General features: G+C 42.9%; 11 protein-coding genes and 2 tRNA genes. 8 read left to right on the plus strand and 5 right to left on the minus strand.

The genetic code is table 11. The annotated features are described in order from the left end of the window. Window positions 1-153 precede the first annotated feature (153 nt). The 3 genes from DP117_RS19795 to DP117_RS19805 all read left to right on the plus strand — a co-directional run bounded on the left by DP117_RS19795 (window position 154) and on the right by DP117_RS19805 (window position 3,472). Window positions 154-1,248, plus strand: a complete 1,095-nt coding sequence (locus tag DP117_RS19795; RefSeq protein ID WP_169219975.1) for a serine hydrolase domain-containing protein — start codon at window positions 154-156, stop codon at window positions 1,246-1,248. Between the two features lie 289 nt (window positions 1,249-1,537). Beyond that, window positions 1,538-2,500, plus strand: coding sequence for an ABC transporter permease (locus DP117_RS19800; protein WP_169219976.1), 963 nt, complete (start codon window positions 1,538-1,540; stop codon window positions 2,498-2,500). Between the two features lie 18 nt (window positions 2,501-2,518). Beyond that, the gene (locus DP117_RS19805) at window positions 2,519-3,472 is read left to right on the plus strand and encodes an ABC transporter permease (RefSeq protein ID WP_169219977.1); all 954 of its coding nucleotides are present in this window, start codon (window positions 2,519-2,521) and stop codon (window positions 3,470-3,472) included. On the opposite strand, the gene DP117_RS19810 is transcribed toward DP117_RS19805, so the two are convergent. From DP117_RS19810 to murA, 4 genes are all read right to left on the minus strand, one after another. Continuing rightward, entirely contained in the window at window positions 3,464-3,922 is a 459-nt protein-coding gene (locus DP117_RS19810; protein WP_169219978.1) for a GFA family protein, read from the minus strand. The genes DP117_RS19805 and DP117_RS19810 overlap by 9 nt on opposite strands. A gap of 161 nt (window positions 3,923-4,083) precedes the next feature. Continuing rightward, a tRNA-Leu gene (locus DP117_RS19815) sits at window positions 4,084-4,167 on the minus strand. After that, on the minus strand, window positions 4,146-5,021 hold the full coding sequence (locus tag DP117_RS19820; protein ID WP_169219979.1) for a M48 family metallopeptidase: 876 nt from the start codon (window positions 5,019-5,021) through the stop codon (window positions 4,146-4,148). The genes DP117_RS19815 and DP117_RS19820 overlap by 22 nt, the downstream gene beginning before the upstream one ends. 979 nt (window positions 5,022-6,000) lie before the next feature. Then, window positions 6,001-7,395: a UDP-N-acetylglucosamine 1-carboxyvinyltransferase gene (gene murA / locus DP117_RS19825; RefSeq protein ID WP_169219980.1), complete on the minus strand. Its 1,395-nt coding sequence runs from the start codon at window positions 7,393-7,395 to the stop codon at window positions 6,001-6,003. A gap of 206 nt (window positions 7,396-7,601) precedes the next feature. Between murA and DP117_RS19830 the strand changes: the two genes are divergently transcribed. Beyond that, window positions 7,602-7,683, plus strand: a tRNA-Leu gene (locus tag DP117_RS19830). Between the two features lie 298 nt (window positions 7,684-7,981). Beyond that, complete coding sequence (locus DP117_RS19835) at window positions 7,982-8,791, plus strand: RNA methyltransferase (RefSeq protein ID WP_169219981.1); 810 nt, start codon at window positions 7,982-7,984, stop codon at window positions 8,789-8,791. Between the two features lie 77 nt (window positions 8,792-8,868). Here the strand turns inward: DP117_RS19835 and DP117_RS19840 are convergent, their stop codons facing one another. Then, complete coding sequence (locus DP117_RS19840) at window positions 8,869-9,273, minus strand: thioesterase family protein (RefSeq protein ID WP_169219982.1); 405 nt, start codon at window positions 9,271-9,273, stop codon at window positions 8,869-8,871. 338 nt (window positions 9,274-9,611) lie between these two features. Between DP117_RS19840 and DP117_RS19845 the strand changes: the two genes are divergently transcribed. The 3 genes from DP117_RS19845 (at window position 9,612) to ispD (ending at window position 11,307) form a co-directional block, all read left to right on the plus strand. Next, window positions 9,612-9,749 carry a hypothetical protein gene (locus DP117_RS19845; protein WP_169219983.1) on the plus strand — a complete coding sequence of 46 codons (138 nt, stop codon included), beginning with the start codon at window positions 9,612-9,614 and terminating at the stop codon, window positions 9,747-9,749. Beyond that, the gene (locus DP117_RS19850) at window positions 9,742-10,083 is read left to right on the plus strand and encodes an S-layer protein (RefSeq protein WP_248277730.1); all 342 of its coding nucleotides are present in this window, start codon (window positions 9,742-9,744) and stop codon (window positions 10,081-10,083) included. The genes DP117_RS19845 and DP117_RS19850 overlap by 8 nt, the downstream gene beginning before the upstream one ends. A gap of 501 nt (window positions 10,084-10,584) precedes the next feature. After that, complete coding sequence (ispD, locus tag DP117_RS19855; protein WP_169219984.1) at window positions 10,585-11,307, plus strand: 2-C-methyl-D-erythritol 4-phosphate cytidylyltransferase; 723 nt, start codon at window positions 10,585-10,587, stop codon at window positions 11,305-11,307. Window positions 11,308-11,498 lie beyond the last annotated feature (191 nt).

The following is an 11,498-nucleotide window of genomic DNA, read 5'->3' on the forward strand; positions in this document are numbered from 1 at the left end:
GCAAGCATTGTTCTTTTTTTTGACGATATACAATAAATTTCACGCCCTTTCTCTCATGTTTTGCGCTACCCCTGCAAATTTAAGTACTTTTATAGTTGACTCGTACGATAATTCCTCACTTTTGATTGTCAAAACTTAAGGATAGTTAAAGCAATGAGAGATGCTTTTGATGATATTGAACGCTTCCAAACGTCATTGGATATCCTTCAGCAACAGACAAACTTCCCCGGCGCTACAGCCGCCTTTATACTTGCTGACGGACAATGCATCGAATTTGCGACTGGCTATGCTGACCAAGAAAATCAAATTGCAATGACATCCGATATACGAATGCTCTCAGGCAGTGTGGGTAAGACATTCACATCTGCTGTCGCACTTGGTTTGGTACAAGAGGGCAAGCTAAGCTTGGACATCCCGATTGCGAGATGGTTGGCACAAGAGGATTGGTTCAGCCGTCTTCCCAATGGGGATAATATCTCACTCCGTATGCTCCTCAACCATAGCAGTGGTTTACCTAACCATAATCACAACAAGCGCTTCAACACCACACTGCGAGCAGCATTAAGCGCAGATCCTCCCAATCCTGACTTTTACTTCTCACCCCGACAGTTATTAGAGTTCGTGTTAGATCAGGAACCTTTATTCCCTGTCGGTCAAGGCTTTGCTTACAGCAATACTGGTTATATTCTCGTTGGTATGCTGATTGAGCAGGTAAGCAACAAGACGTATTACGAGGAACTACAAAAACGTTTCCTCAATCCACTGTCTCTCAACCTTACAGAACCCGCTAATCACCGTGATCTTCCTAACCTATCACCGGGCTATCTCAGTCCAGATAACCTTCTAGGTTTACCAGAGAAAAACATGAGAAATGGTGTATTAGTCTTTCACCCTGCCAATGAATGGACTGATGGTGGTCTGGTCACTAACCCAAAGGACATCGTTCAGTGGGCAAAATTGCTCTATGAGGGCAAAGCGATGGCGGGAGCTTATCTTGACAACCTGTTGACCGCAATCCCGCGCAACGCAGCCGAGAAGGTTGATTATGGACTTGGTGTCACTATCAGTGAGACTGAGTTTGGGAAAGCTTATGGGCACTCCGGCTGGACTCCCGGCTACCAAACCATACTTAAGTATTTTCCTAAATACAAAGTTGCCATTGCTATGCAGGTTAATACCTCTAAAGACCTGAACATGACAACTTGCCTGCAATTTTTAGTCAGAGTTATCCTGAGAGCAAAAAATTAAAAGCACCTGTACCGTTTATAATTACGTAATAGCCTAAAAAATAGTGTTTTATTAATTACTATAAAGAGTCTAAAGAAACTTTCGCTTCTGCTGTCACTTTCTTACACCACTTATTCGTGTATTAGTGGATTGTCCTCAGAGGTGCAAGATATGAGACAACGTACTGCTCTTGCACCTTTGCTAGAAGTTAAAGATGCTTCCTGTCGAAAAGTTTCTTTGTAGAAAAGATGGAGACAAAATCAAACCGCACTCAGATAAGAGAGAATTTTATAAAATAAACTGCGGTAGTATGACCAAATACTTCATCCATCGTTTACTGTCCTTTATTCCCACACTCATTGCTATCAGTATTGTTGTGTTCACTATCCTAGCGTTAGCACCAGGTGATCCGATGGGTGAGTTTGCCCTCAATCCCTCTATTACAGCAGAAGTTCGAGAGAATATCAAAAGGTCATTTGGTTTAGATCAACCAATACACATCCGCTACATCAAGTGGTTTATGTCCTTTATCAAGGGAGACATGGGCTATTCTTTTACAAGTCGCAGCCCGGTGAATGCGTTAATTCTTCAACGTCTACCAACAACTTTATGGGTTGTTGGTTCTGCTTATGTTCTCGGTGCGCTGCTAGCTGTTCCTCTAGGAGTGATTTCCGCTCTCAAACGCAATTCAATTCTGGACACAATATTAACAACTATAGTATTTTTGGGATTCTCTTTACCGACATTCTTTACTGGGTTACTCTTTATTATTATCTTTAGCGTACAGTTAAAATGGCTACCTTTTATTTATAATAGCACTCTGCAAGTTACTGATTGGGAAAGTTTTATAGGGCAAATTAAACAGTCTATTATGCCTGTTTGTGTACTTACACTCTGGCAGACAGCTTTACTCATGCGCTTTGTCCGTTCAGAAGTTTTAGAAAAACTCCATCAAGACTATGTGCGTACTGCTTATGCTAAAGGATTGCCTACATTTGTCGTGATCAATCGTCACGTTTTGCGGAATGCATTAATTCCGGTGGTTACATTAGTAGCGTTAGATATCCCTAATATTTTCACAGGAGCTTTGGTGACAGAACAAGTTTTTCGCGTTCCTGGTATTGGGGCTTTATTAATTGAGTCTATCTATCGCAATGATACACCAGTCGTGATGTCAATTACCTTTATCTATGCAATTTTGATTGTTATTTTTAATCTCGTTGCTGATATTCTCTATGCTTTATTAGATCCTCGAGTCAAATACACGAAATAGTAGGAAAATGAATAAGTTATGTTAAGGCGATCGCCAAACCAAACTCCAGAAGAACCGAAATTTTCGGTTTCTCCTGCAGCCGAAAATATGACTTTTGGGCAAAGAACGCTTGCACAAGAAACATGGCGCAAGTTTCGTCGCAACCGTCAGGCAGTGTTTGGTAGTGTGGTACTACTGATAATAGTCTTAAGTGTTCTGTTTGGTCCATTAATATACACTACTCCTATCAACAAAATTGACTTTGCCCTATCTTCCCATCCGCCTAGTTTGGAACATCCGTTTGGTACCAACGATTTAGGTCAAGATATATTAGCCAGAGTCTTGTACGGCGGACGGATATCAATGGCAGTGGGAATTTTTTCGATGCTGGTTGCTATCTTCCTGGGTACGTTGATTGGCGCAATTTCTGGTTTTTATGGCGGTTTCCTCGATATGATATTGATGCGTTTAACCGACTTGTGTTTAGCTTTACCGCAATTACCACTGTTGCTACTAGTGATATTTTTATTTCGTGATGCGATTAAGGCGATCGCAGGTCAAGAATTAGGTATATTTGTGTTAGTTGTCCTCATCATTGGTGGACTCAATTGGATGAGTGTAGCGAGATTAGTCCGCTCTGGTTTTTTGACAGTACGAGAAATGGAATTTGTCACAGCTGCGCGTGCGCTTGGTGCGAGTTCCCAGCGACTGATTTGGCTTCACATTCTGCCAAATGTTATCAGTCCCGTGTTAGTTGCTGCTACTCTATCAATCAGTAATGCGATTATTACCGAATCCACCCTCAGTTTTTTTGGTCTTGGTTTTCCACCAGACGTACCAACTTGGGGTAGAATGCTTTATGATGGACAAAATTTTCTAGAATTTTCTCCTTATATGGTTCTTTTCCCTGGTACGGCGATATTTCTCACAGTGCTCAGTATCAACTATATAGGTGATGGTTTAAGAGATGCTTTAGATCCGAGATTATCGTGAATGTTGTTCTGCCCATTTCTCCCACAAAAGACTCACATCTGGTGGTTGTGCTTCGTAATTGAGCATCTGCTCTGAAATCATCACCCACGGTTGAGCGCTACTTGTCCAAAGGTTACCCACAGGGCGTAACCAACTTGTGTCATCTAGCGTTCCAGCTTTGACATTGATGGTTTCTCGATGATAAGCCCGTTCATGAAACAATCGTGTTCCGCACTCACCACAAAATAAGCAACTGACTTCACGCCCACTCTCGGCTTTACGCGTCCAAGCCTTCGTTTGTCCTTGGATAATGACAACAGCATCTCGTGGTACGGTAAGGGACATTCCAAAAGCGCTGGAAGACTGTTTCTGACATTCCTTACAATGACACAGATAAAAAGTCAATGGTTCAGCACGGATTTCATAACGGATTTGTCCGCATTGACAGCCGCCGGTGTAGGTTGCACTCACAGCTTTTCCTCTCCCTTTGCAATTTCGTGCTGTCTGATTTTACCGAAAGCTGCTCCAATCTTGAAGTTAAGAATTTTATCTGAAGATCTTTGAGTGCTCAACCCTGAGTGATGAACCATTTTCACTCGGTATCGAGTACTCACGACTAAAATTGTTTTGAGTGGGCAGGAGGAGAATCGAACTCCTATGACCGCAAGGTCGCCACATTTTGAGTGTGGTGCGTCTACCAGTTTCGCCACCCGCCCTTGGGTGCAACTTCACTATTATACTCTATTTTATGATTTTGCAACAACTTTTGATATTCTTGGCTAGTTGCCCAACGATCAATTTCTCTTGCACGTAGAACTGGTACTGGGTGAGTTAACCCAGCTGTGCGAGCAACTTTGACCATTTCACCTAGTTCAGTCTTGCTAATATCATCATAAGCACGAGCTTGGGCGATAAAAGCATCAAGATTCAGTTGCGGTGCTATGGTGGGTGAACCACCGGCAAGTTTCATCAAGACTGACATTACGACTTTGGGGTTTTGGGTTGCTAACAATGCTGCGCGATCGCATGTAAATTCAGCACAGCGTACCCATTCCAAAAGTTGCGCCTGGATTGCTTGGGCAAGAAATGCTCCAACAGTAGGCACGACTGCTGCAGCTAATATCAATATATTTACTGGAGTTAAGTAAACACTGTGGTCACACTTGAGGTGTCCCAATTCATGAGCAATCACAGCCTGAATTTCTTCTTGTTGGAGCATATCAATCAAGGAAGTATGCAGTACAACAAAAGGCTGTTTTCCCCGCATCGCAAAAGTGTAGGCATTGGGAGCTGGATGCTGCCTTACATAAAGCTGTGGGGGTTCCATATCCAGTATTTTGCAAGCTTCTAACAACGACTGATGGAGATGGGGTAGTTGTTTTTCACCGACAAGAACACTAGAAGCGATATTTTCTACATAAAAAACCTGCTCCGCCAATGGTCCCAAAAGATTCCGCACCATCATATCCAAACCAGGTATCTGCTTAAGTGCTTTGGTTGCTTCTAAATCTAGTGGATGACGAAATGAATCTGCTTTGAGACCAATAAGTTGAGTGTTTTGCGGTAACATGGCGAAAGCAAGCTGGGGAAATAAAAAATTTTTAAATTTAGGGCTGATCTTTATGAATAGCCCCACACAAACAGTTTAACGTACTCCCTTCGGCTTTAGCCAAGGGATTCTTAAAAGTTGTTCCACAGCAGGCTCAAGCCGTGCTGTTAGACCTTTGTTCCTGTTTCTTAGACTCTTAACTAGAGCAGCCGACTTATGACTTACTCCCCGCCAGACCCTCCGAGTATGCGCAAAGCGCACGCCCGGAGGGCTAACGCCAGTCGCCTGACGCCACATTCTTCAACGGGGGGAACCCCCGCACAGAAGTGGCACATGCGGGACTGCCGGGAAACCCTAGTCGAGCAGTGGCTCCCCTCCCGCAGCGCTGGTCTCACCGTCTCCGCAAGCATTTTAATTTTACATCTAAGAGGCGTCCCCCCTCGGATGGATCTAAAAAATCAGTTTATTTTGCCTTTTCCCCAGAAGCCAGTGTCGTTATCGGTTCTGGTGGTCATGCAAGCGGAAGGCACTCCTACAATGGTTTCGCGTTTTAACGCGCTATATCTATTATGACACGATTATTCATACAAAAGTTCCAACAACAGAAACAAAGGGATAAATCCCTTTGAATCGGGTTTCATCCGACGCATTGCCCTGGCCAGTACTGCGGACGGGTTTCCCGCCGCTCTTATCTGGCGTCCCCTAAAAAATTGGCAGCCCACCCCTATGGCGTTAGCCACGCTCCGCTATCGGGGAAATCAAAACCATAAGGTAAGAAGTCAAAATTAGGAATAGTTCTTTACTTTTGATTTTTGGCTTGATACTTTTGACTTCGAGCGCAGCGAAGTGGGCTGCCAATTTTTTTCGTGTAAGACCCCCGCCCCTCCCGCGCATGGTAGGGGTTCTCACCCTCTCACGTGCAGCCTGATAGCCGTAGCATAAAGAACAAGAAAGAAATTCTTCCTTGTCCTATTGCTCTGGTGGTCTTTGGTATATCTGACTACATAGAGATTGAGGCTTGAGAATCAGCGTTTTGGGGAGCAACTTCTGTATTTGTCTTTGCGACTGACACCCGCTGGATTCTAGCTCCTAATTGCTGCAACTTTGAATCAAGTCTATCGTAGCCTCGATCTAAGTGTTGCAATCCCTGAATTATGGTTGTTCCATCTGCCGCAAGTCCTGCCAAAACTAATGCTGCTGATGCTCGCAAATCCGTACCTAGTACGGGTGCGCCTGATAATATAGGCACTCCCCGAATAAAGGCAACGTTACCTTTAACACGAATATCTGCCCCCAGGCGATTTAACTCTGAGGCGTGGCGCAAACGATTCTCAAATACAGATTCATTAATGAGACTATCCCCTTCAGCTAGTGTCAGCAAAGCCATAAATGGCGCTTGCATATCTGTAGGAAAGCCTGGATGGGGCAAAGTTTCAATATCAGCTGCTCTAAGCGTTTCTGCGCTCAGAGTACGTAAGCAGTTAGGAGCTTCCTCAATAATATCTACTCCAATTTCTTGCAGTTTGGCAATGATTGGTGTCAAATGCTCTGGTACTACAGGCGAAAGGGTCAGTTCTGAACGAGTAATTGCTGCTGCTATTAAAAATGTCCCTGCTTCTATGCGATCAGGAATAATGCTATACTCAGTAGAGTGTAACTGTGGAACACCAACAATCGTAATTGTACTAGTTCCTGCCCCCTCTATCTTCGCTCCCATTGCAATACAGAAGTTTGCCAAATCAACGACTTCCGGCTCGCGTGCAGCATTTTCAATAATAGTTTCGCCATCCGCAAGAGTTGCCGCCATCATCAAAGTTTCTGTTGCTCCCACGCTGGGAGTATCCAAATATATCTTTGCTCCTTTTAATCGACGATTGTTACCAGGAACATAAGCATTACAAATGCCATGCTCAATTTGCACTTCGGCTCCCATTGCTTGCAGTCCTCGGACATGCAAATCGACTGGTCTTGCGCCAATGGCACAGCCTCCCGGTAAAGGCATCTGTGCGACTCCCAATCGCGCCAGCATCGGACCAATAGCAAAGAAACTTGCTCTCAACTGTGTCACCAATTCGTAAGGAGCCTTTGATGTTTTGATTTCTCTGGCATCAATATCCAATATCTCTCCTGTTTGCGTCAAGCGAACGCCTAAAGCAGATAATATCTGGCCCAACCGTGTGACGTCTGCCAATAACGGCACGTTACGGATGCGACATTCGCCTGAACAGAGCAAGGCTCCAGCCATGATAACCAATGCTGAATTTTTTGCCCCGCTAATTTTTACATGACCTTGCAAGCGATGCCCACCCCATATTTGCAAGACTGAGGAGTCTGCTATGGGGGAAGATTTAGCATCTGGTAAGCCGCTAGAAGGAATAATAAGCCTACCCTCCAAAAAAACTGTTTTCTACACGTTTGAGGTTGGTTTCGATTCTACACGATAGTTTTTCATTGTCTACATTATTATTTGTACTAAATCTTAAATAGATAAATTTAATTTATGTTTTCCCTAACAGGAGATCACTCATATCACAAATCAAGACTTGACAAATCCAAAGAATTAAGGCAAATTAATAGACGGTCAATAAAAAATAAAAATTTGCGGAACTGGCGGAATTGGCAGACGCGCTAGATTCAGGTTCTAGTGCCGAAAGGCTTCCGGGTTCAAGTCCCGGGTTCCGCATAGAAGTAGCAAGTAATGAGTAACGAGTGAAAAAATGTTTATTAGTAGCGTCCGACTGGCAGCGCACCACCCGTTATGAATCAAAGAAACACCTTTTTTCCGTGATCCCCGTGTGTTTATTGAAAACGCCCTACAAGCAGCTGCAGCCAGCAACTATGAATGCAAGAAACAAGACAAATTCTCTTTGCTTGTGCTTTCTCCCCTCAGCAGCTACCTTGTTTCTTGCAAGACTAAACACTTAATTTGTGAATATTCAGTATATTCAGTAACCATTCATGACTTAGAACTCAGAACTTCAATGCTAACAAGTTTACAAAATCCCCTCGTCAAGCAAATTCGCAAACTGCACTCCTCAAAAGAAAGGCATAAGCAGCAGTTGTTTTTACTGGAAGGGACACACCTTTTAGAAGAAGCTTGTGCGGCGAGTTACCCACTGGAAACAGTGTGTAGCACTCCAGAATGGCAAGACACCCATCCTTTACTATGGGAAAAAGTTTGTCATCTTTGTCAACGAGCAGAAATTGTTAGTGAGGACGTTTTAAAGGCGATCGCCACCACAGTGCAACCAGATGGCGTAGTTGCGACAGCAAAAAGAGGCGATCGCTTCGCTGCTGCGCTGCCTTGCGATCGCCTCGGGGAAGTCCTCTTTAGTGGTATCGTGCTCGCGTTAGAAACTGTACAAGATCCAGGTAACTTGGGTACAATAATTCGGACTGCTGCAGCTGCTGGGGCTTCTGGGTTGTGGCTGAGTGAAGATAGTGTGGATTTAGACAACCCAAAAGTGTTACGTGCTTCGGCTGGACAGTGGTTTCACTTAGCAATGGCGGTGAGTCCCGATTTAAAAGCAACAATTCAGCAAAGTCAACAAGCACACATGCAAGTTGTTGCAACTTTACCTAATGCGACTTTGACTTATTGGGATGTAGACTGGCGCAAACCCAGTTTAATTTTATTGGGGAATGAAGGTGGTGGTTTGTCACCAGAATTGACAGGGATAGCAGATTTACAAGTCAAAATTCCCTTAAGTCCAGGGGTAGAATCTTTAAACGTCGCAATTACCGCTGCTTTGATGTTGTACGAAGCGCAAAGACAGAAAAAATATGAATAAGAAATCATCCGACTTTGCAAACGTCACAAGCAATTGCTATTGCATCTAATAGTCAACTATCTCACAACCATTGATGGTTATATTTGCAAGAATTTCTCTAGCAACATCTTAGGAATACCTCGAGGACGCATCGTTTTAGGATCTACCCATACCCATAGAGCTTCAGCAGTAACTAATAAATCTTCTTGGTTTTGTTTACGAATTTCGTACTGTCGATAAGCACGAGTACCACGCATTTCTCTTAACCAAGTCATGATTTCTAAGGTGTCGCTTGCGACAGCTGGGTGCAAGTACTCAATTTCTACGCGTCTCATGACAAATACACCACCCAGTTCTCGGTAGACATCGAAAGTTAAGCCCAGATGTTCAGAGTGTTCAATAGCCGCCTGTTCTAGATAGTTTTGGTAGACTGCATTGTTAACGTGTCCCAAAGCGTCCATTTCATAGTGCCGAACTCGTAATAGCGTCTTGAATATTTGCATGATTAACAGTTAAATGAGAGGTTCTAAATTTCAAGCTGAAATAAGAGCAAATATTAAGATTTTTCTCAAACTTACAAAATTTGAGAATAGAAATGCTCATGTGTGGGAGAATACGATTTATAGGTGAAAAATATATTTTTGTGATTTTTTTAAGCAAAAGAATGCACATACAGGTGTAAATTCGCATGTGCCCCATTTTTAGACTGAAATCTCAGTGATTTAATCTTTGGAAGTAAGAAATTCATTCTCTTATTTTCTAATAAGAAATTTAACATAACTGAGTTCAAGTTCTATGAGTGGTGTCTGGTATCAGCTTACCAAAAATCGGAGGGGATAAAATGGCAGTGCGTAATAATTCTGTCACAAATTTGTGGCACAAATTACAACAAGATTCAGTGGGTTGGGGAGCTTTAATGTTGTGGATTGCTGGATTAGTTATGCTGTTGGTTATAATAACAGTGTTTTCTGGTGCCTAGAACGGATAAATGCAGCATCAACCTCAAAATCCTAGCGACTGCTGTAGTACTATTAGTTGCTGGCTTTGCAACTCCTTCAAAAGCGCAGAATACTTATAATAATAGCCCAGTTCAACCAAATCAAGTTCCCAATGCCTGTATTCAGAACCAGTCAGAAACCTTGTCTGTGCCTAAGAGCGATGTTTCACCTAACCACTGGGCTTTCAAAGCAGTAATGACAATGCACTATTGTGGAGCTTTCCGTCAAGCAACGCCAACAACTTTGTGGCAGCAGCTTATACCAACAGAAAGTCAGCAAGCACCTCAAAAAAAACCTCAGAATTCTGGCTCCTGAATTCTTACAAAAAAACCAAAAACTTCAGTTCAGTAGTCTGTCACAATGGAAGGGTAAAAAAAATCTCGCTTTCTTTCAGAAATCGGGATTTTTGTTTTGTATCTAAAAAGGTACCCTCCAAGGTACTGTCATAGCTTAGTTCTACTAACAATCATGCAAATACTAGATAAAAATCTTTGAGGTTTCCAAGGCACGATCACTCAGTCATACTGTTTTTAAAAATCTTAATAAGAATCAAAAACGTCTTGCACAGATAAGTCTACAAAGGTAAAAGGTCAAATAATTTTGATCCTTTACCTTCTTTTTCTTACGACTAACAGAAATCCAGCTTGATGTACCTATTTACAAAAAGAGCGTTCTGTGGAGAGCGCAGCAGCGTTAGCGCAGGCCCCCTAAGGGGCTAGCTATCGCTTTGCCAATATTGAGCATTCCAACTTTGCAAAAAGACCTAGCGAATGGTAGTGTTTTATTAATTAAAATTTGTATTTATACTAGATAACTGTGTACTTACTAATTCCAGCTGCAGGAACGGGTCGCCGAATGGGGAGTAGTAGAAATAAACTACTGCTTACCCTGTTAAATAAACCTTTAATTGCTTGGACACTTTTAGCAGCTGAAGCTTCTGAGTCTATTGATTGGATAGGCATAATTATTCAACCACAAGATCAGGGTGATTTACAAGAAATCGTATCGAACTTATCGCTGAGTAAGTCAGTGCATTTCATTCAAGGAGGAGCAACGCGTCAAGATTCGGTATACAATGGCTTGCAGTCCTTACCTGCCATCGCCAAACATGTGTTGATTCATGATGGAGCTAGATGTTTGGCAACACCAAATTTGTTTGACAGATGTGCTCAAGCAATTCTCCATTGTCAAGGTTTAATTGCTGCGATTCCCGTCAAAGACACGATTAAAGTTGTGAATCAACAGACACATCTGATTACGAGTACACCAGATAGACGTCAACTTTGGGCAGCTCAAACCCCTCAAGGATTTGAAGTTAAGCAACTACAGCAGTGTCACGCTGAAGGACGTCGTCAAGGTTGGGAAGTGACAGACGATGCTGCTTTATTTGAACAATGCCATTTACCTGTGCAGATTGTGGAAGGAGAAGAAACGAATTTGAAAGTCACGACGCCTGTAGATTTGGCACTTGCAGAATTCATCCTCCAGCAGCGATTGGCACAATCGTCGGGTCAATATCTTGACAAAAATCTTGTTTAGTGCGCAAGAAGAGTAATCAATCACTTTGTCAGGCGATCTGCAAAGCAGCGCAGCAGCGTTAGCGCAGGCCCCCTAAGGGGCTAGCTATCGCCATACCCAAAATTGGGCGTTGCTGATTGACAGTATGAATTGAGTCCCGCTTCATTAAAACCGGAAAAATCTGCCAGCCTCATTACTAATTGGTTGGTGAG

Origin of the sequence: Brasilonema sp. UFV-L1, assembly GCF_012912105.1 — a bacterium.
Classification (GTDB): Bacteria; Cyanobacteriota; Cyanobacteriia; order Cyanobacteriales; family Nostocaceae; genus Brasilonema.

Excerpts from the sequence above, each read along its gene's own strand:
- DP117_RS19820 (WP_169219979.1), bottom strand. The coding sequence starts at position 5,021 with ATGTTACCGCAAAACACTCAACTTATTGGTCTCAAAGCAGATTCATTT.
- DP117_RS19795 (WP_169219975.1), top strand. The coding sequence starts at position 154 with ATGAGAGATGCTTTTGATGATATTGAACGCTTCCAAACGTCATTGGAT.
- DP117_RS19805 (WP_169219977.1), top strand. The coding sequence starts at position 2,519 with ATGTTAAGGCGATCGCCAAACCAAACTCCAGAAGAACCGAAATTTTCG.
- DP117_RS19840 (WP_169219982.1), bottom strand. The coding sequence starts at position 9,273 with ATGCAAATATTCAAGACGCTATTACGAGTTCGGCACTATGAAATGGAC.
- DP117_RS19800 (WP_169219976.1), top strand. The coding sequence starts at position 1,538 with ATGACCAAATACTTCATCCATCGTTTACTGTCCTTTATTCCCACACTC.
- DP117_RS19835 (WP_169219981.1), top strand. The coding sequence starts at position 7,982 with ATGCTAACAAGTTTACAAAATCCCCTCGTCAAGCAAATTCGCAAACTG.
- DP117_RS19845 (WP_169219983.1), top strand. The coding sequence starts at position 9,612 with ATGGCAGTGCGTAATAATTCTGTCACAAATTTGTGGCACAAATTACAA.